The organism is Granulosicoccus antarcticus IMCC3135, from assembly GCF_002215215.1.
GTDB classification, from domain to species: Bacteria; Pseudomonadota; Gammaproteobacteria; order Granulosicoccales; family Granulosicoccaceae; genus Granulosicoccus; species Granulosicoccus antarcticus.
Genome location: NZ_CP018632.1, coordinates 1661450 through 1680780 on the forward strand (window position 1 = coordinate 1661450; position 19331 = coordinate 1680780).

General features: G+C 52.7%; 16 protein-coding genes. 12 read left to right on the top strand and 4 right to left on the bottom strand.

Features of this window, described 5'->3' with window-relative positions:
• The first annotated feature begins 80 nt into the window (after positions 1-80).
• Together IMCC3135_RS07145 and IMCC3135_RS07150 are read left to right on the top strand one after the other, a co-directional pair.
• Positions 81-1085 carry a porin gene (locus tag IMCC3135_RS07145; protein ID WP_088916984.1) on the top strand — a complete coding sequence of 335 codons (1005 nt, stop codon included), beginning with the start codon at positions 81-83 and terminating at the stop codon, positions 1083-1085.
• Between the two features lie 129 nt (positions 1086-1214).
• Complete coding sequence (locus tag IMCC3135_RS07150) at positions 1215-2177, top strand: 2-hydroxyacid dehydrogenase (protein ID WP_088916985.1); 963 nt, start codon at positions 1215-1217, stop codon at positions 2175-2177.
• A gap of 25 nt (positions 2178-2202) precedes the next feature.
• Here IMCC3135_RS07150 and IMCC3135_RS07155 read toward each other — a convergent pair whose 3' ends face one another.
• On the bottom strand, positions 2203-2874 hold the full coding sequence (locus tag IMCC3135_RS07155; RefSeq protein WP_088916986.1) for a pyridoxamine 5'-phosphate oxidase family protein: 672 nt from the start codon (positions 2872-2874) through the stop codon (positions 2203-2205).
• 108 nt (positions 2875-2982) lie between these two features.
• On the opposite strand from IMCC3135_RS07155, the gene pdxR reads away from it, so the two are divergent.
• Positions 2983-4470, top strand: coding sequence for a MocR-like pyridoxine biosynthesis transcription factor PdxR (gene pdxR / locus IMCC3135_RS07160; RefSeq protein ID WP_088916987.1), 1488 nt, complete (start codon positions 2983-2985; stop codon positions 4468-4470).
• Positions 4471-4512: 42 nt separating this feature from the next.
• Here the strand turns inward: pdxR and IMCC3135_RS07165 are convergent, their stop codons facing one another.
• Positions 4513-5715, bottom strand: a complete 1203-nt coding sequence (locus IMCC3135_RS07165) for an AGE family epimerase/isomerase (RefSeq protein WP_088916988.1) — start codon at positions 5713-5715, stop codon at positions 4513-4515.
• A 172-nt stretch (positions 5716-5887) separates the two neighbouring features.
• On the opposite strand from IMCC3135_RS07165, the gene IMCC3135_RS07170 reads away from it, so the two are divergent.
• The 7 genes from IMCC3135_RS07170 to IMCC3135_RS07200 all read left to right on the top strand — a co-directional run bounded on the left by IMCC3135_RS07170 (position 5888) and on the right by IMCC3135_RS07200 (position 13310).
• Complete coding sequence (locus tag IMCC3135_RS07170; RefSeq protein ID WP_088916989.1) at positions 5888-6691, top strand: helix-turn-helix domain-containing protein; 804 nt, start codon at positions 5888-5890, stop codon at positions 6689-6691.
• 25 nt (positions 6692-6716) lie between these two features.
• On the top strand, positions 6717-7985 hold the full coding sequence (locus tag IMCC3135_RS07175; RefSeq protein ID WP_088916990.1) for an ABC transporter substrate-binding protein: 1269 nt from the start codon (positions 6717-6719) through the stop codon (positions 7983-7985).
• Between the two features lie 137 nt (positions 7986-8122).
• The gene (locus IMCC3135_RS07180; protein WP_205737945.1) at positions 8123-9013 is read left to right on the top strand and encodes a carbohydrate ABC transporter permease; all 891 of its coding nucleotides are present in this window, start codon (positions 8123-8125) and stop codon (positions 9011-9013) included.
• 3 nt (positions 9014-9016) lie between these two features.
• Positions 9017-9841: a carbohydrate ABC transporter permease gene (locus IMCC3135_RS07185; RefSeq protein ID WP_088916991.1), complete on the top strand. Its 825-nt coding sequence runs from the start codon at positions 9017-9019 to the stop codon at positions 9839-9841.
• 11 nt (positions 9842-9852) lie between these two features.
• On the top strand, positions 9853-10959 hold the full coding sequence (locus IMCC3135_RS07190; protein WP_088916992.1) for an ABC transporter ATP-binding protein: 1107 nt from the start codon (positions 9853-9855) through the stop codon (positions 10957-10959).
• Complete coding sequence (locus tag IMCC3135_RS07195) at positions 10956-12482, top strand: sulfatase family protein (protein WP_088916993.1); 1527 nt, start codon at positions 10956-10958, stop codon at positions 12480-12482. The genes IMCC3135_RS07190 and IMCC3135_RS07195 overlap by 4 nt, the downstream gene beginning before the upstream one ends.
• Positions 12483-12524: 42 nt before the next feature.
• A complete protein-coding gene (locus IMCC3135_RS07200) occupies positions 12525-13310 on the top strand; it encodes an NAD(P)H-dependent oxidoreductase (RefSeq protein ID WP_088916994.1) in 786 nt (261 codons plus the stop codon).
• A gap of 65 nt (positions 13311-13375) precedes the next feature.
• On the opposite strand, the gene IMCC3135_RS07205 is transcribed toward IMCC3135_RS07200, so the two are convergent.
• Complete coding sequence (locus IMCC3135_RS07205) at positions 13376-14623, bottom strand: aminodeoxychorismate synthase component I (protein WP_088916995.1); 1248 nt, start codon at positions 14621-14623, stop codon at positions 13376-13378.
• On the opposite strand from IMCC3135_RS07205, the gene IMCC3135_RS07210 reads away from it, so the two are divergent.
• The gene (locus IMCC3135_RS07210) at positions 14622-16247 is read left to right on the top strand and encodes an aldehyde dehydrogenase family protein (protein WP_205737947.1); all 1626 of its coding nucleotides are present in this window, start codon (positions 14622-14624) and stop codon (positions 16245-16247) included. The genes IMCC3135_RS07205 and IMCC3135_RS07210 overlap by 2 nt on opposite strands.
• Here IMCC3135_RS07210 and IMCC3135_RS07215 read toward each other — a convergent pair.
• A complete protein-coding gene (locus IMCC3135_RS07215; protein WP_088916996.1) occupies positions 16244-17950 on the bottom strand; it encodes a putative bifunctional diguanylate cyclase/phosphodiesterase in 1707 nt (568 codons plus the stop codon). The two genes, IMCC3135_RS07210 and IMCC3135_RS07215, sit on opposite strands and share 4 nt — an antisense overlap.
• A 337-nt stretch (positions 17951-18287) precedes the next feature.
• On the opposite strand from IMCC3135_RS07215, the gene IMCC3135_RS07220 reads away from it, so the two are divergent.
• Positions 18288-19316, top strand: coding sequence for a LacI family DNA-binding transcriptional regulator (locus IMCC3135_RS07220; RefSeq protein WP_088916997.1), 1029 nt, complete (start codon positions 18288-18290; stop codon positions 19314-19316).
• Positions 19317-19331 lie beyond the last annotated feature (15 nt).

Consider the following 19331-nt stretch of genomic DNA (forward strand, 5'->3'; position numbering starts at 1 on the left):
GTCGCGACATATTCTGTTGTTTTTGTGCAACTCGCTATATACTGTGACTACTCTCTCACTATGACAGTCAAGGTGCATCCATGAAAGGTAATCTATTAGCAGTTGCAGCATTATCGTGCAGCTTAGCTTCAGGAGTGGCACTGGCGCAGGAGCAGTTCACCAGCGAACTCGATGCCAGTCTTCGATTGGGTCTCGGTCTCAATACTGAGCCAGATGCAGAACTCACCTTTGAAAACTACAGCTCTCGTATTCGTTGGAGGGGTGCTGCAGATGCGGGTGAAGGACTGAAAGCCATAAGCTATCTTGAATTCGGTTTTGATCAGGATACGGGCGTCAGTAATACCAGATATGCCTGGCTGGGACTGGAAGGTGATTTCGGTACCATCAAGGGTGGTAAGCAATACCGGGCCTTTTATGATGCCGTTACTGCAGCCGTGGATATTGCCTATTGGGGTAGTTGCTTTACCGAAAATGCTTGTTCACGACAATCATCGGTTCTCAAGTTTTCCAGCCCTGAAACTGAAGACCTCCAATACATGGCCTCTGTCATTCTTGTCCCCAACGATGCGGGCAATGACTTCATCGATGGTCTTGATATAGGTGCCAAGATGCAATCGGGTGACATGACCTTTGGTGCGGGTCTCGCTCTGCTTATCGGCAATGACGCTGACGTTGGCGTTCTGGACGATGATGATTTTTTTGATTTTGGTACAGGCTTTGCCCTTGGTACCAGTGTGACCATGCCAATAAGTGAAGGCACTGCCAGTGCTAGTCTGCAGTACGCCAGTGACGATTATATTCAAGAGTCAGATGACGCAGTTGTGCTCACAGCTACTTACGCGAAAGACCAGATGTACGGACTCGTAGGCTTTAGTAGCGCTGACAACTCACCATTTTACCTCACACTGGGTTATGAAAAGCCGCTTATCGAGAAAAAAGCCTTTGCCTACTTCGAGGTAAGTGCCGTTGACGATGGCGTCGACGAATTCGACGATTTCGGTTTTATCGCCGGTAGAAGTGATCTTGATCTTCAAGTGCGTGCCGTCATGGTATTCAACATGGATCTGCTGAGCATGGCCAAGTAAGACCAGCTCGTCTGATCCTCGTAGGTCCGAACCCCGGTTACGGCAGTGATGCTGTAGCCGGGGTTTTTTCGTTTCAGAGTCTCTTTTTCAGTGAGGCGTATGCCTTGCCCCAACCAGAATGGAATACCAATGTCCAAGCCAACTGTTCTATTGCCAGCCCAGATGCCCGCACTTGTCATTGAGCAGCTTGCCGCGCGCTATGAGCTTGTCGAGTTGGCAACTGCAGAGAATCCGGACAAGGAGTTGAGTGACTGTGCAGATCGAGTCAGAGCGATAGCAACGCAGGGTACCGCTATCGATCGAGCGTTCATGCAAGCTTTGCCAAACCTTCAGATCGTTGCCAATTTTGGTGTTGGTTACGACAAGGTCGATGCGAAAGCGGCGGCGGATCTGGGCATCATTGTGACCAATACCCCTGATGTCCTGAATGCAGAAGTTGCAGATACAACCATCGCCTTGTTGCTGATGACCGTGCGTCAATTGCCGCAGGCAGACCAGCATGTCAGAAAAGGTCTTTGGCCTGCTCAATCCTTCCCTTTGACGCCATCGTCTCTGCAGGGCCGTTCTATCGGAATTGTCGGTATGGGTCGTATCGGTGAGGCAATTGCTCATCGCCTGGAATCGTTCGGTGTTGCCATCTCATATCACGCGCGCAATTGCAGAGATCATCTCTCCTATCCCTATTTCAGCGATATTGTGGCGCTGGCAAGTGCGGTAGACACGCTGGTTGTCATCGTTCCCGGTGGTACAGCTACGCACCATATGATCAATAAGGAGGTGCTGGAAGCACTGGGCAAGAATGGCATTCTGATCAATGTGGCGCGAGGTTCGGTGGTCGATGAGCAGGCTCTGATTCAAGCACTTGAGAACAAGGTTATTTATTCTGCAGGCCTGGATGTGTTTGAAAATGAACCAGCTGTGCCGCAGGCACTGATCGACATGGAGCATGTTGTACTGCTGCCACATGTCGGCTCAGCCAGTGAGCCCACCAGGAACGCCATGAGTCAGCTGGTGGTGGATAATGTCGTTGCGTGGCTGGAGAACGGTACGGCCATTACACCTGTTGCCGAAACCCCGTTGTCAGGAAGCTGACGGCTGAACGCAGCCTGATGTCTGATCAGGGTTTTGCCTGCGCAAGCAATTCGTCAGGTATCGGGATGCCATCCAGCATGTTTGCGGACTTGACTGGTACTCCATAGCTTGATTCGATGGGTATCACACCTGCCCAGTGGTGCAGGGCGATATCCTCTTCATCATCAATCGGATCACCGGTTCTGATTTTTACGGAATACTCATCCAGAGATAATCGAACCAAGGCGGTGCCTTTCAATTCCTTGGTCAGATAGGGCCTGAAATCATTGAGGCTGCCCGGTATCAGTCTGTCCGTGAAGCTATCCAGCAGTGCTGGTTTTTCCTCATCAGTTACCAGCACTCCAGTACCAAAAACAACTGCACTGCGATAATTCATCGAGCAGTGAAATGCGGATCGGGCTTTTACCAGGCCATCGACCCGGCAAGCAGAAACGCACACGCGCTCTCCAGCCGACAAGGCCTTGTAGAGGCGACTTTTCGGGTGCCCGTGTAGGTACAGATGATCGTCGATTCTGGCGATGGCAGTCGGTACTGACTGGGGCCAGTTTTCATGAATGAAGCTGACGTGCCCAATGGGGCAGGCATCCAGAACTGCGTAAAGATCATCGCGCTCGTAGCTTGCCCGGTTCGGTGACTGACGTACTCGTCGCTTGTCACCACGCGGCGGGACGGTCGTATCAATTGTGTTATTGCTCATTAATTCCGATTAAGTGCGTTGGCGGTAACATGGCGAGCAGATTGACATGTTATGGCTCTTTTCATAAGGTACGATCTGGGTAAATGAAAGGAGCCAATAGAATCATGTATGAACAGCTGGGTACAGGCAATGGCTGATGGCCTGTTCACGCCAGAATTACTGGATACTTTGCGCACCGATACGCAGAGTCCATTGCCCCGGGTTCGCCAGCTCTATCTGAATCTCTACAGCGCTATCGAAAGAGGCTTGCTGCCCTACGATGCCAGATTGCCCTCGAGCAGGACGTTATCCGCGCAGCTGGGCCTGGGTCGTAATGCTGTAATCAGTGTCTACGAACAACTAGCCTCGGAAGGCTTGCTCAGTGCCAATGGGCGGCGCGGCACGCGGGTGGCAAGGCATGTTAAACCGCCACCGTCGTATTCTGTAACTGAATGGCCGCGCTCCTTGCGGATTAGTTCAAATCATTCAAGGCTGTCCTCTGGTGGTGAGCTGGCACCGGGTGAGCCGGATGCACAGTTGTTTCCGCATGACATCTGGCGCAAGGCTCAGGCTACGGCGACACGCAAGGCTGCGAACAGGCTCGGTTATCGTGCACAGGCATTGATCGAGACTCGTACATCCATTGCCCGCTATCTGGCCAATTACCGCTCCTTGCAAGTCGATCCGGAACAGATTGTGGTCACCTCAGGTACGCGTCAGAGTCTTGCATTGACGGCAAATCTGTTTGCGGACCCGGGTGATACTGCCTGGGTGGAATGTCCGGGCTATCTGGGTGCGGTGGACGCGTTCAGGCAGTCAGGTCTTCATGTCAGGCCTTGCGGGCTGGATGCTGATGGTCTGATCCTGCCATTGGCCGATGTGCCATTGCCGCGGCTGATTTACCTCACCCCTTGTTTCCAATACCCCATGGGCATGCCGCTGGGGGCTCAACGACGCGAAGCTTTGCTCGATCTGGCACGCCAGAACGACAGCATCATTTTTGAAGATGATTATGACAGTGAATTTCGTGATGATTCACAGCCACGGCCTGCGCTGGCGGCTGAGTCGGCAGGTGCCAGGGTGCTGCACGCCGGTACCTTCTCCAAGCTCTTGTTTCCAGCCATCCGTGTCGGTTGGCTGGTCGTGCCGCCCGAGGCGGTTGCTGATGCTCACCAATGTCTGCGTGTCATTGGTGGTGGTAGCAATACGATTGCACAGGCCGTTGTAGCAGAGTTGCTCGACAATGGATCGATAGCCCGTCATTTGCGGCATGCGCGTCAGATCTATGGGCAGCGTCGACAGGCGTTGATCACGGCGCTGGATGGCTGTGAGCTGTTTGAGCCGATCAATCAGGTGTCCGGTAGTTTGAGTCTGGTGCTGCGACTGTCAGGGCAGGTGCCCATGAAGGAGCTTGTCAGTGCGCTGGACAAGGCTGGTATTGGTGCTCAGCCACTGGAGCATCTGGATTGGCAGCAACCGAGCCTTGAACAATGCAAGGCCATTGTGATTGGATTGGGAAATGTGGATACGATGGCAATACCTGCAACCGTTGCACGCCTGACAACGGCACTGACATCCTTGCCTTGCTCTCCGCGAGCAGTTGTTGCACGATCATGATGCAATTCCTGCTCGCAATAGACGTATCAAGTTGGAGGACTGCTAGTGCTCTGCCAGTTCTTTACCCATGGCTGTAAGCACATCCCAGCAGGCTCCCATCGTGTGGTAATCGGTTTTTCCCAAGGGGGATTTTTTGTTATCGATTGCGGATCCATCCTGGTTGCGGACTCGGAACCAGGCGCCATGAACATGATCCACCATATGGTCCCAGCTCCATTGCCATATCCGGCAATAATCCTCGTGATATCGCTCATCCCCCGTTTGAGCATATAGACGCCAGGCTGCTGCGAAGGTCTCCGACTGTACCCAGAAATATTTCTCTGTTGCGCAGAAACTGCCGTCAGGCGCTACGCCATAAACGATGCCACCGTGTTCAGGGTCCCAGCCTGTTGCCATGGCGCGATCATAGAGCTGTTGCGCCTTGGGTAGCCACAGCTTATTCGGGCGTTCCTTGTCAAGAATCAACAGAAGCTTTGCCCATTCGGTCTGGTGCCCCGGTTGGAAGCCCCATGGCTTGTAACGGTCATTGGGTTTGTCGATATTGAACTCCATATCCACCTGCCAGTTCTGGTCATAGTGCTCCCAGATCTGTCCATCCGATTGTGCTGCCAGATCAATCGCAAATCGCTGTGCCAGCAATTCGGAACGATCCAGAAAGCGCGAATCACCGGTTGCCTGCCAGGCTGCAAGCAATGCCTCGCACATATGCATGTTTGCGTTCTGTCCGCGATAAGGGTCCAGTGTCGTCAGAGATTGATCGCGTTCATCAGTATAGGCAGAAGCGGATTCATCCCAGAAATACTGTTCCATGAATTCATGGATTTCATAGAGTGTCGCAGTTGCGGTTTCAATTCCTGCACGAACGCAGCTGGCCGCAGCCAGCAGGACAAAGGCATGACCGTAGGCCATGACTCGGGTGTCGGTGACTTTTCCACTTTCCAGCAACCAGGCGTAGTGGCCGTTTGATTGCCTGTGCCCCTGCGTCAGGTAATCCAGCCCCCATTGAGCCCATTCTTTGTGATGTGGCTTGCCATACAGGCGGTAGGCGGTCGCGTAGTTGACAACATAGCGGGCAGAGCCAACCAGCTGTCGGCTTGTCGTGTCATAACAGCTGCCATCATCCTGGAAGCATGAGTAGAAGCCTCCTTCAGGTGCCACAACCCTGGGCTCATAGAACGCAAGAATCGAGTGAATATGCTTTTGCAGGAAGTCAGGACTTGCGAAGTCCGGTTTAGCTGTCGTCAATGTCAAAAGCCTCAAGGTAAAGGGGGAGAGTGCGGGTAGCAAAGCCTACCAGTCTGGCCGTATGCATGGGGTGCCATTGCTGCGGCTATGGCTGGTTGCCTGGGGAAACTCATTGACATGAAAACAGAATTCCATATAATGGGAATTACACTTCTCAAATATGAGAATTTGAATGTCAAAGAATTTTGTCCGAATCCTGCGCTTGGCCGAGTCGCTGTCGGATGCACCAAGTGAAGGTCTCACCAAGGCACAGATCGTTGAGCGCGCGGGACTTCCCTCGTCAACGGTCTATCGCCTGCTCAGTGAGATGGAACAGACGGGGTATGTCTACACGACGCCAGAGGGGCGGCTGTTACCTAATTTCTCTTTCGAGCGTCGTATCGGAATTGGCAACATTTCCCCGATTCAACTACGCCAGGCATGTGCCTCTATCTCTGCAGAACTGGAATCGGCGTCTGAGATCATCTTGCGTCGAGGTCATAGTCTCTTGTGGCATGTCACTGACGAACATCCCTTGCAGGCAATCAAGCTTCGGGCGCATCCGGGCTACGTGCGTTCGACCTACGAACTGGATTCGATTTCACGTCTTGCTCTGGCTTACTGCAACATTGATGACATCGAAAGCAGTTGGGATCTGTCGAGCTTTCATGAGGTCGGTGTGCAGGGCAATCATCTGGACTGGCATGAGGCCCGCAAGCGAATTCTCGCCACGGATAGACAATCCATGCAATTCGACATGCTGGGCAATGCCAAAGGTATCCGGCGCTTTTCTATCGCGATAACGACACCTGAAGGTGAGTTGGTATCGCTGCTGACAGTGGCCGAGGCGGCGATTCCCGTACGAGACGAAGAAGCTCATATCGCGCGCATACGTTCAACACTTGAGAGTACCAAAGTGGAATTGGAGCTGTGTAGCGCCAGCAGCCATGCAAACGGGGGCTTGAAGTCGGTCACCCTGCCACACAAGACCGGATAGTCACATTGGACAACTGGAGGAATTCATGAAGTTTTTGAAAAAACGTATTATTGCTGTTACAGCGGTGTCAACAATACTGTTGTCGAATGCTGTATTCGCTGAAGATCTGGTGCTTTCCATAGGCTCTCGAGGTTACGGTGCAGCGGTAGGGCCAGCACTCGAGAGTTTCGAGGCGGCCAATCCTGACATCAAAGTCGAATGGTTGAAAGTCTCTGATGTACCCAGTGAGTCCAGAAAACTGTATGTCACCAGTCTGATGGCACGTAGTGCAACGCCGGATGTTTTCAGTGTGGATGTCATCTGGCCTGGTGAGTTTGCTCAGCGTCGCTGGATAGCACCCATCGGTGAAGATTTCACAGAAGAAGAGCTGGCGCAGTTCAACCCCTCGTTCATGGAGGCGGCCACTGTTGATGGGAAGATCTACGGAGTTCCCTTGTATGTTGATGGCACACAATTCTTCTATCGCAGCGATTTGCTGGAAAAATATGACTTGCCCGTCCCCAAGACCTGGGAGGAGGTAATCGCATCTTCCAGAACCATTCTTGACGGCGAGAACAACCCGGATCTGTCTGGTTTTGTCTCCATGTGGGCCAAGATAGAAGGACTGTTCATGAACTGGTTGTCCTTTACCTACAGCAACGGTGCAACCTTCTTTGATGAGAACGGTAACGTTACGGTCAACTCGCCGGAAGCCATTGAGGCGACTCAGACCATGGTGGACATGCTGTATAAGCACAAGATTGTGCCGGAGTCGATTCTGAACATGCGACCCGATGATGCCCGAACGCTATTTCAGCAAGGTCGCGCGGTCTTCATGATGGTGCAGGATTTTGTGTATGCGCCATTGAGTGCTGATGACAGCCCGGTCAAAGGCAAGTTTGATTTCACCCGTAATCCGTATTTTGCTGCTCATCCTGATGCACCAGCAACTGCCATGGGAGGTTTTCTGCTGGCGGTGAATGCCAACTCGGAGCACCGTGACGCAGCCGTTAAACTGGTCAAGCACATGACAAGTTACGAGTCGCAATTGGCTGCGGCGGTCAATGAATCCAAAAGCCCGGGTTTGATGAATGTCTACGATGATGCCTCCATGCAGGATAACCAGGTGTTGCAGAAGTTTGGTAAAGCCTATGCCGCTGGCGTGGTGCGTCCATCAGCTGGTACTGGCAGTGCTTACCCGAAAGTATCCGACGCGATGCAAGTGGCCATCACGAGTGCACTTCATCAGTCAAAGACAGTAGAAGAAGCCTTGAATGATGCGCAGGCGACCATCGAGAAATTGTTGGACCAGTAGTCGTTAAAGCTGTCAATCCGGACGTTGCCGATTCGCGTCCGGTATTTCCACCTCGTGACTCACCGGTTTACTTGCTGAGTACCGACGGTACAGACGGGTTATGACCTCATTCAGTCTACTTCCAGAGGCTTGCTGCATTGATCACATTAAATACACTTGAGCGGCGGACGCAATTCGTCGGCCTCGGTTTTGTCACGCCGACGTTTCTGATAATCGCTCTTATCCTGATTTACCCGGTTGTGCAATCCATCATATTGAGTGTGGGTCAATCCAGTGTGGATGGATTCGAGCCTTACCAGTTTGTCGGCTTGAAACACTACGCGGCACTCATGGTGGATGATCGTTTCTGGCGCTCGCTGTCGGTTACCTTGATATTCACCGCTATCTCGATCCCACTGGAGCTGATTCTTGGGGTGGGGTTGGCCTTGCTGATGAACGAGACCTTTCGCGGTAAAGGACTGGCTCGACTGGCCGTGCTATTTCCATGGGCTTTGCCAACAGCGCTTAATGCCCTGATCTGGCGTTGGATGTATAACGCGGACTACGGCTTGTTCAATGCGGTGGGTCTGGAGTCAGGCCTGATCAGCGAGCCAATGAACTGGTTAGGAGACGAGACTCTGGCAATGGCATCAATGGTCATTGTTTCAGTCTGGAAGACGAGCTCGTTCATGGCGCTCATCATTCTTGCCGGTTTGCAGTCAATCCCGCGTGACTTGTATGAAGCGGGTCGAATGGATGGCATGAGTCGCTGGCAGGAGTTTCGCGAAATCACATTGCCTCTACTGAAAGGTTCCATCATGGTTGCGCTGATCATCCGTTCGATGGATGCCTTGCGCACCTTCGAGCTACCGTTCAGCCTCACGGATGGAGGGCCGGACTCGGCTACTGAGACACTTTCCCTGTATGCCTACAAGGTGATTTTCGAGTTCGTTGAATTCAATGCCGGTGCGGCCATCGTTGTTGTGCAGTTTGCCGTCATATTCGCACTAAGCCTTCTCTACATACTGACGTTGCGAGGAAAGGATTAACTCATGAAGAATCGCCCGCGCTTTACCTTGTATTTACTGGTCGGCCTGTCCGTTGTCATTTCCTTCTTTCCCATTGTCTGGTTGATACTGACCTCGATGAAAACAACGGCGGGGATCTATGCCTGGCCGGTACAGTACTGGCCGGATCCGGTGACCCTGAAAAACTACTGGTCGATTTTTACCGAAACTCCAGAGCTGCTGCGATACGTACTCAACAGCTTTATCGTTGGCGTGGGTTGTACGATCCTGACATTGTCAGTGGGAGGTTTGTCCGGCTATGCACTCTCCAGATTGCGCATGCGTTTTGCCGGTGTGCTGATGGTCGTCATTCTATCTGTGTCCATGTTCCCGCCCATTGCCTTGTTGCCAGCCTTGTTCCAGAGTTTCCTGCAGCTGGGTTTGCTGAACAGTTACTCCGGGTTGATACTGGCCCATACCGGTTTGTTTCTGCCGTACACAGTATGGATGCTGGCCAGCTATTTCAGGACCTTGCCTGTGGAGATTGAAGAGGCTGCACGGATGGATGGTATGGGTTTTCTGCGTATTTTCTTCACCATTATCCTGCCGCTGTCGTGGCCTGGTTTTGTGGCAACGGGTTTGATTGTATTCATCTTTTCCTGGAATGAATTTCCGTTGTCGCTGGTATTGATGACGCAGGATGCAATGCGCACAGCACCTGTCGGTATTTCTCTTTACCCGGGTGAGTTTGCATTCCCCTGGGAGACTATCTCCACAGCAACAGTCATCGCGATCATTCCGATTCTGATCATTACCGCGATATTTCAGAAACAGATTCTTGGCGGTCTGACTGCCGGTTCAGGTAAGTAGGAGCACAGATAATGGCGAATGTCTCATTGCAGCAAGTGGGCAAGTCCTACGGTAAAAGTGTCGCAGTAGAAGCCTTCAACCTTGATATCAGGGATGGCGAGTTTCTGGTTTTGCTGGGACCATCAGGTTGTGGTAAATCAACGACGCTGCGAATGATTGCCGGACTTGAAAGTATTACAACTGGTGATCTGCTGATTGGCGGTGAAAGGATGAACGAAGTTGACCCGAAAAATCGTGGGGTGGCGATGGTGTTTCAGAATTACGCACTGTATCCACACAAGACGGTCGAGGAAAACATGGGTATGGCGCTGAAGCTTCAGAAAATGCCGAAAGCGGAAATATCAGAACGGGTTGCCGGTGTGGCAGATATGCTGGGTTTGACAGAATATCTGGAACGCAAGCCGGGCTCGCTATCAGGTGGGCAGAGGCAACGGGTGGCGATTGGCAGAGCCATTGTTCGTACGCCGCAGGTCTTCCTTTTTGATGAGCCCTTGTCGAACCTGGATGCAAAGCTGCGTGTGAAGATGCGTATGGAGCTACAGGAGTTACACGATCGTCTGGGTGTCACCTCAGTCTATGTGACTCATGATCAAGTGGAGGCCATGACATTGGCAGATCGCATCGTTGTCATGGACGGCGGTGTTATCGCGCAGGTCGGTAGCCCGCGTGAAGTCTACGATACGCCAGCCACCGAATTTGTCGCAGGCTTCATTGGTAGCCCGGCCATGAATTTCATATCGGTAGAGCGTGCCAGTAACGGTGAATGGGCGTCGATGGATTCAGATCTGCGCCTGCCAGAATTGCCGGGTATCGATTTGTCCAGGTTTCAGCATGTGAAAGTCGGTATTCGGCCGGAACATCTGACGATACTGGAGCCGGGGGAAGGTGTTGGTGATCCCTGGGTGTTGAGTGCCAAAGTTGTATTGGCAGAATTGCTCGGTGCTGATGCATTGCTCAGCCTGTCAGTACAAGGTGAATTGATAACGGCACGGGTCAATGGTGTCGATTACCCGGAGCAAGGTCAGGAGCTGCGTCTTCGATTGAATCCGGACCAACTTCATGTATTTGACAGCGAAACCAGAAAAGCGCTCCCTCGCATAAAAGGTACAACAGTATGACTAAGAAACCCAATATTGTTTTCATCATGGCGGATGATCACGCATCCAAGGCGATCAGTTGCTACGGTGCAGGCATCAATAAAACCCCTAATCTTGACCGTCTGGCGGATGAGGGAATGCGTTTCGATCATTGCTATGTGACCAATTCCATCTGCACACCCAGTCGGGCGGCAATCCTGACGGGGACGTATAACCATGTCAATTGCGTTACGACACTGGATACGCATATCGATAACCGACTGCCCAACGTGGCCAAGCATCTGCGCACGGGAGGTTATCAGACGGCCATTATCGGTAAATGGCATTTAGGTGAAGGAGGGCAGCATGAGCCGACCGGTTTTGACTTCTGGTCGGTATTGCCGGGGCAAGGCGAATACTTTGATCCGCTCATGATTGAAATGGGAGAGGAAATCGAGGTGCCCGGTTATGCCACCGATGTCATTACCGACAAGAGTCTGGATTGGCTGGAGCAGCGCGACGAATCAAAGCCTTTCTTCCTGATGTGTCATCACAAGGCGCCACATCGAGAGTGGGAGCCGCACCCGAAGAATCGTGGTCTTTATCAAGAAGATATCGCCATCCCGGAAACGTTTGATGATGATTACAAAAATCGTGCTAAGGCGGCATCAGAAGCCAAGATGCGTATCAAGGATGATATGAAATACGCAGATCTTGGTCTGGTACAACCCGAAGGCGGATCGGAGGTTGGCGAGCGCACCATGCGCAGCAGCACGAATCGAAAGGTCCCTAACCCGGAGGATGTGTCGGGTCTGAAATTGATCGACAAGGATACCGGCGAGGTGTTCACTTTCAAGAGCCAGGAGGAGCTCAGCCACTTCAAGTATCAGCGCTACCTGAAGCGTTATCTGCGCACGATTGAATCCATCGATGAAAGTGTCGGACGTGTTCTTGATTATCTTGACGAGAATGGACTGGCTGATAACACCATTGTCATCTACACCTCGGATCAAGGGTTCTTTCTAGGAGAGCATGGCTGGTTTGACAAACGTTTCATGTACGAGGAATCTTTTCAGATGCCTTTCATGATTCGCTATCCAGAAGAGATCAAGCCGGGTGAAATCTGCAAGAACGTTGTCTGTAATGTGGATTTTGCACCCACATTCCTGGACCTGGCTGGATTGACAATTCCAAGCTATATGCAAGGCAAGAGTTTTCGGGGCATTCTGAATAACAATGAATCCGGCGAATGGTCTGATGTTGCCTATCATCGCTACTGGATGCATCGTGATCCGGATCACAATGCCTATTCTCACTACGGTATTCGAAACCAGCGCTACAAGTTGATCTACTGGTACAACGAAGGCTACGACCTGCCGGGCACCAATCATGGTGGCGAGGATCGGGAGTGGGAGCTATTCGATTGTGAGCAGGATCCGCTGGAATTGTTCAGCGTGTATGCCGATCCGGCCTACGCAGACGTAGTGGCGGACATGACATTGCAGCTTGAGCGGAAGATGGTTGAAATCGGTGATGAGCCGGAGCACCCGAGAGCAGTAGCCTGATAGGATCACTGCCAGTATTTGACACTTTCAGGCACCGGCAAAATGAAGAACAACTTGAACCAGAGCACGTTGATTGTTCTGGCGCATCCCGAGCCGCGCTCATTCAATGGGAAATGGGCTCAGGCAAGTGCTGAAGCTTCACAGGCAAGTGGTCATACGGTACTTTTTTCCGATCTCGTCTCGATGGGTTTTGATCCTGTGGAAAAGCGCTCTCACTACGAGTTTGTGCCGGATGGTGGCAGTAAGGATGCTTTTGACCCTCTCAGAATGCAGGACGAGGCGGCAAAAGGGGATCGTCTACCGGCACAGGTGGCTACAGAGATTGACAAGGTTCGTCAGGCAGATCGGATCATTTTTCACTTCCCGCTCTGGTGGTTCGGACCGCCTGCCATTTTGAAAGGTTGGCTGGAAAGGTGTCTGGTGCACGGTGCTCTGCATTCCAGTTCGCAGCGATTTGACTCCGGTATGTGTGCCGACAAGAAAGTGTTGTTTTGTGTCTCAACGGGGTCAACGGCTATGGAGAGTTCTCCGGCGGGTAAGGAAGGTGATGTGAATATGCTGTTATGGCCTTTGGCTTATACGTTGCGCTATCTGGGCTGCACTGTGTTGCAACCGTGTTTGGTGCATGGCGTGCACGGATTCCATCAGGGGGAGGCTAAAACAGAGCTGGAGCAACGATTGGAACAATCGATCAACAATCAGGCTCAACTGATCTCGAATTTTGATGACATGCCTGTCATGAGTTTCAATCGTGATGACGAGTTTGATGATCGTGGCGTGTTGAAGCCTTCAGCAACGAGCCAGACGCGTTTCATTCATCACAATTGACAAAAGGCCTGTTTACTCAGGGAGCCATGATTCGCACCGCTTGCCACTGAGGCAAGCGTAAGCATTCAAGGGGCAAGGGAAGGGGGTGGGTTCGCAAACCGAACCTTCCACAATGCCTCTTCGTATTCACCCGCAGCGTGCGAGTCGTACACGATGCCGCCGCCTACATCCAGTTGCATGCTGTTGTTCTCAAGCAGGCTGATGGTCCGGATGCCGACGCTGAATCGTGCGGATCCATCAGGCGCTAACCAGCCTATTGCACCACAGTAGGCGTCCCGGGATCGTTGTTCGAGGTCGATTATGACTTGCATGGCCCGAATTTTTGGTGCGCCGGTTATCGAGCCGCAGGGGTGCAGGGCATTGAACAAGTCTCTTGTTGATACATCGCTGCGCATCGTTGCACGGATGTCCGACACCATCTGATAGACCGTTTCGTATTGCTCCACCTCGAACAGTCTGGGAACGTTGACAGAGCCGGTGAGGGCAATGCGGCCCAGATCATTGCGCAGCATGTCCACAATCATCAGGTTTTCGGCGCGATTTTTTTCATCTTGCTGCAAGAATTGTCTGTTGTCAGAGTCTTCAAGAGGGTCGCTCATTCTCGGTACCGTACCTTTCATGGGGCGGGTAGTCAGCTCACCTTCTGCACTCAGGGAAAAAAACAATTCAGGTGAACGACTGAGTAGAACAGGACCCTCTGCCAGATCTACATAGGCGCCGTATTTGACGGCTTGGTTTCTAGCCAATGCAAAATAGAAGTCCAGCGGCTTGCCCTCTAGAGCACTGCGCAATGCAAATGTGAAATTGGCCTGGTAGATATCACCGGCAATGATCAGCTCGTGAATGCGGTTGAAGGCACGCTCATAGTCCCGCTTACTGACAGCAGGCGTCCAGGCATCCCAGCGAACCGCGTCTGGTTGAGACTGATCAGACAGGCTTTGAGCTGCGGCGACATCCGGGCCTGCATAGACACCGAATTGCATCAGGGGGGTCTTGCGTTGCTCTGGCATGAGTGATTGCAGGGTGGGCTCCAGGGCATAGCCCAGTTCGTAGGAGCTGTAGCCCGCCACCCAGAAACCTGCCTCTCTAGCCGCGTCGATTGCACCGAATGCGTGATCGATTTCAGACGGGTGCCACGCAGTTATCAGACAATGGGGAGCCTTGAACAAGACAGGCTGGCCATGTACGGGGCCCTGGTCAAAGTATACGATTGAGTCAGACAATAGCGGCGTATGAAGAATGCAGGTTTGCAGGGATGATAGCCTGCTCAAAAGCTCAACGGTCAAGGCGTATTCAATGCGAGTGCAGCGCATGTGCAGCTTTGGGCCGTCACAGGCTGATTGTCGTGGTTCTATGGCCGGCGGGGTTGCTTTTTTTCAGTATGGTTTTATCTTTACCAACCTTGGCCTGCCCGACGTTCGTGATGATCTGGCTGGTAGGCTACTCAACTTTTCCAGACAAGCCCGGATTCAGATTCCTATGAATACTCGACAGTTCTACATTGATGGTGCGTGGGTCAATCCGCTCGCGGGCACTGAGCTCGATGTCATCAATCCTTCCAATGAGACTGTCTGCGCGACCATCTCACTCGGTGGGGAGGCGGATACGCAAGCTGCTGTCGAGGCCGCCAGACGTGCGTTCGATAGCTGGTCCGAGAGTTCGAAATCGCAGCGCCTGGAGCTGATGAACCGCATCCTGGAGGTTTATGTCTCTCGTTCGGGTGAAATCGCTGAGGCGATCAGCCAGGAGATGGGGGCTCCTGTGGATATGGCTGCCAGCAGTCAGGTCGGCACCGGTAGTTACCATATCAAGGCTTTCATTCGAGCATTAGAAGCGTTCGAGTTCGAGCGCGAATTGCGGCCGAATACGCCTAATGATCGTATTCTTTATCAGCCAATTGGCGTTTGTGGTTTGATCACACCCTGGAACTGGCCCATGAATCAGATCGCTCTGAAAGTCATGCCAGCTCTGGCCAGCGGCTGTACGATGGTACTTAAACCATCCGAACTGTCGCCGCTGTCGGCGATGGTGTTTGCAGATATATTGCACGAAGCTGGGGTTCCAGCAGGTGTTTTCAACCTGCTCAACGGCGATGGGGCCGGGGTGGGTACAGCCTTGTCCGGTCATCGGGATGTTGCTATGATTTCGTTTACCGGTTCGTCGCGAGCAGGCATTGCCATTTCAAAGAATGCTGCGGACGGCCTTAAAAGGGTATCGCTGGAGTTGGGTGGCAAAGGTGCCAATATCGTGTTTGCCGATGCTGCCGCAGAGGCTGTGAGAGATGGGGTTGCCCGTTGTTTTAACAACACCGGACAGTCCTGCAATGCGCCAACCAGAATGCTGGTGGAGCGCTCGCGCTATGACGAGGCTGTCGCGCAGGCAAAAGAGCAAGCTGACAACACTGCGGTTGATCTGGCTGAGAAGCATGGCAGCCATATCGGCCCTCTGGTTAGCCAGATGCAGTATGACAAAGTGCAGGCCCTGATCGAGCGTGGCATCAGTGACGATGGTGCTCGTCTGGTGGCCGGTGGTCTGGGTAAGCCTGAAGGGCTGGAGACTGGCTACTTCGTGCGTCCGACTGTATTTGCCGATTGCAACAATGACATGGCCATCATGCGTGAGGAAATTTTTGGGCCAGTGTTGTCCATGATGCCTTTTGATACTGAGGAGGAAGCTATTGCGATAGCCAATGACACCGACTATGGCCTGACCAACTACGTACAGACAGGTGATGCTGCCAGAGCCAACCGCCTCGCCCGGCGTCTGCGTTCAGGTATGGTTGATATGAATGGTCAGGCACGTTCTTCAGGGGCACCATTCGGTGGCTTCAAACACTCCGGCAACGGTCGTGAAGGGGGAGTCTGGGGACTGGAGGAATTTCTGGAAGTGAAGGCCGTCGGTGGTTGGAGTAGTGAGATTCCGGAAGACTCTCACTAAGTTGCATGTGAGCAGGGTAAAACGAACTCTCTCTTGAGCAGTGTCGCAAGCTCCTCTGCTGGCATCGGTTTGTGGAAGTAGAAGCCCTGAAACAGGTTGCAACCCTGTTCACGCAACATCGTAACTTCGCTGAGGGTCTCGGTGCCCTCAGCCAATACCTCCAGTTTCAGCTCGTGTGCAAGAGCGATCAGGGTGCGGCAAATGGCCTGGCGATCTGCATTGGAGGCGATGTCCTGGACAAATTCCCGATCAATCTTGAGCTTGTTGAATGGCATCGTACGCAGATAGCTCATGCTCGAGTAGCCGGTTCCGAAGTCGTCTATTGCGATCGACACTCCCAGATCGCGAACCTTGCTCATGATCGTGCTGGCATGCGCAGCATCGCTCATTGCGGAGGTTTCTGTGACTTCAAGTTCGAGAGTTCCGGGCCTGATAGCGAATTCCCTGAGTGTTTCGTCCAGATAGGTGAGCAGGGTTGGATCGTTGAACTGTCGGGCGGAGAGGTTCACGGCAATCTTTTGATCACGAATGCCCTGTTCGCGCCAGATTGCAATCTGCCGGCAGGCCGTGCGTAGTGTCCAGCGACCGATGAGCTCGATCAGATCGCTCTCCTCGGCCAGAGGAATAAACGCTTCAGGCGATACCATACCGTGTGAAGGGTGCTGCCAGCGAATCAGCGCCTCAGCGCCAATGATGGTCTCGCCTTCGATGATCGGTTGATAGTGCATCGTCAGCTCGTCATCATTGTCGAGCGCTCGACGCAAATCACGCTCAAGGGCATGGCTCTCCACCAGTGCGTCGCGACTCGCGCTGGAGAAAAAAGCAAATCGGGATTGTTCGCGTGCAGTCATGTCGAGTGCGCTCATTGCGTCGTCCAGCAACCCTTGCGCATCACATCCGTCGAGCGGACATAGCGAAATTCCCGAACGGCAGCCGAGTCTGACATCTATCTGGTCGTGGTAAATCTCGCTGAGACTCCGGTCAAGTGCCTCAAGAGTAGCTCTGATAGCGTCCAGATCATCTGTCTCGAGCATCAAGGCAAAGGTACGCGTGTCGAGACGCGACAGGGCATCATGATGCTCAAGCGTCAACTGGAGCTGTCGCACGCATTGCCGCAAATAACTGTCGCCGTGTTCCTGGCCAAACGTGGTGGTGATATGGTCGAGCCGCTCGATGCTTAGTACGCACACAGCAAGTGGCCTCTCGTCGGCGTTCTTGATACGTTCTGCAAGCAGACGCAGGAAATGGGCGCGGTTGGGCAGTGCGGAGGCAGGATCGTAGTGCTCAAGATAGTCGATGGTCTCATCGAGTCGTCTCAGCGCAAAGTCGGCGTCGCCCATCAGCGTGCCAGCCGCGTCGTGGAATCCTGATGGCAGGTCTGGTAGTGTCCGGTCAACGATGTAGTTGCGCAGCCCTTTCGAGGTCAGCACGATCGGGCGTAGCAGATGGTGCAGCATAATCAGAGAAAGGGTAGTGCCGACCAGCGTCGCAACGAGCGCGACCCCGACCATCTTGAGTGCGTAGTCCATGTCCGACGCTGACGTTACGCCAATATAGGCTATAAGGGCTATCAGAGGAATATGTGTGCCGGCGAAGGAAACAAACATGATCTTGCCGCTATAGCTCAGGCGATGAAAACGATCCAGAGTCCGGTACATCCATAATGACGGCAGAGCGGAGGCATCATCGGCAGAATGTTTCATTGTCGCGTGGTTTCTCGAGTCACGAAAGCGGGTCAGCCTGTTTGATGTCAAATCGAATTGCCGAGGTTACATTGCTGCATTATAGATATAAAGCTGGCCAGCCTCTCCGACATGGCGTTACAGTGGCGCAGGTGCCGTTCCTGGCTGACCACTCTTCCCCTTCGAATCTGGCAGCGGGGTCACTCATACCTTCCGAATACTCATCGTTTGCTGGCAGAGCTCGGGCCTCGGATAGTGCTGAAGTACTTCGCAGATATTGCTTTCTGATTGACACTTTGCTCCGACAGGCGTATTGTTATTTTAACGTTAAAAACGCCTTGAAAGTTTAAATACTACATTGAGACGCAGGACCACACTGAGTGAAGTCGCCGAGTCGGCGGGCGTTTCCGTGCAAACCGTTTCGAACGTCGTCAACAACAAGCCAATCGTTCGTGATGAAACTCGCGAGCTGGTTTTGAAGCATCTTGCCGAGTGTGGCTATCGCAGCAATGCCATGGCACGCTCACTCAAGACCAACAAGTCCAGGTTGATCGGGTTGGTGGTTCCCAGCATGACCAATTCGATGTATGCCGAAGTGGGTGAATCCGTTGTTCACGAAGCGGAGAAGCGTGGCTATACCGTCATGATGGCGGTCACTATGCGCGATGCCAAAACTGAACTTGAACTGGTGAACACCATCATTGATCACAGTGCTGCCGGCATTCTGATGTCACCTTCAGACCCCGCGGCGCAGGCCTGTAACACTGTCGTCAAGGAAGGTGTTCCCTATGTGGAAATGCTCAATCGAGGTCTGCCGTCAGAATGCAATATATTCGAAGCGGACAATTGTAATGGTGCCCGGGAAGCGGTCGAGCATCTGATCAAACTGGGCCACCGCAGTATTGCTCATATAGGTGGGCTTCAGAATTCGACAGGTACGGCTCGACGCGAAGGCTATGAGCTGGCTCTGCAAAAGGCAGGTATCAGCTGCCTGCCGGGCTTGTTTGAAAATGGGGAGTACACAAGAAAGGGTGGCCAGGCCGCCTGTGAGAGGCTCTTGTCAAGTGGTGAACCCTTCAGTGCGATCTTCTGCGCCAGTGATCTGATGGCTTACGGTGCCATGGAAACACTGGCCTTGAAGGGACTGAGGATTCCGGATGATGTGTCACTCATCGGATTTGATGATATGAGTATGTCCTCGTTGCCCGGGATCGACTTGAGTAGTGTTTCGTTCAACCCCGCTCAGTTGGCTAAAAATGCGATAGAGCAATTGATTCGCATCATTGAAAACCCGGCAGGAGAGATAGAGCCTGTGCACGAGGTTGCCAGATGTACTCTGATGGTACGGGGTAGTGTTTCTGTACCCGCTAGTCTGGACTGTTCATGAATTTCCAGCTCAGAG

Coding starts and splice junctions, on each gene's coding strand:
- IMCC3135_RS07145 (WP_088916984.1), top strand. CDS start 81: ATGAAAGGTAATCTATTAGCAGTTGCAGCATTATCGTGCAGCTTAGCT.
- IMCC3135_RS07150 (WP_088916985.1), top strand. CDS start 1,215: ATGTCCAAGCCAACTGTTCTATTGCCAGCCCAGATGCCCGCACTTGTC.
- IMCC3135_RS07155 (WP_088916986.1), bottom strand. CDS start 2,874: ATGAGCAATAACACAATTGATACGACCGTCCCGCCGCGTGGTGACAAG.
- pdxR (WP_088916987.1), top strand. CDS start 2,983: ATGAACAGCTGGGTACAGGCAATGGCTGATGGCCTGTTCACGCCAGAA.
- IMCC3135_RS07170 (WP_088916989.1), top strand. CDS start 5,888: ATGTCAAAGAATTTTGTCCGAATCCTGCGCTTGGCCGAGTCGCTGTCG.
- IMCC3135_RS07175 (WP_088916990.1), top strand. CDS start 6,717: ATGAAGTTTTTGAAAAAACGTATTATTGCTGTTACAGCGGTGTCAACA.
- IMCC3135_RS07185 (WP_088916991.1), top strand. CDS start 9,017: ATGAAGAATCGCCCGCGCTTTACCTTGTATTTACTGGTCGGCCTGTCC.
- IMCC3135_RS07190 (WP_088916992.1), top strand. CDS start 9,853: ATGGCGAATGTCTCATTGCAGCAAGTGGGCAAGTCCTACGGTAAAAGT.
- IMCC3135_RS07195 (WP_088916993.1), top strand. CDS start 10,956: ATGACTAAGAAACCCAATATTGTTTTCATCATGGCGGATGATCACGCA.
- IMCC3135_RS07200 (WP_088916994.1), top strand. CDS start 12,525: ATGAAGAACAACTTGAACCAGAGCACGTTGATTGTTCTGGCGCATCCC.
- IMCC3135_RS07210 (WP_205737947.1), top strand. CDS start 14,622: ATGTGCAGCTTTGGGCCGTCACAGGCTGATTGTCGTGGTTCTATGGCC.
- IMCC3135_RS07205 (WP_088916995.1), bottom strand. CDS start 14,623: ATGCGCTGCACTCGCATTGAATACGCCTTGACCGTTGAGCTTTTGAGC.
- IMCC3135_RS07215 (WP_088916996.1), bottom strand. CDS start 17,950: ATGAAACATTCTGCCGATGATGCCTCCGCTCTGCCGTCATTATGGATG.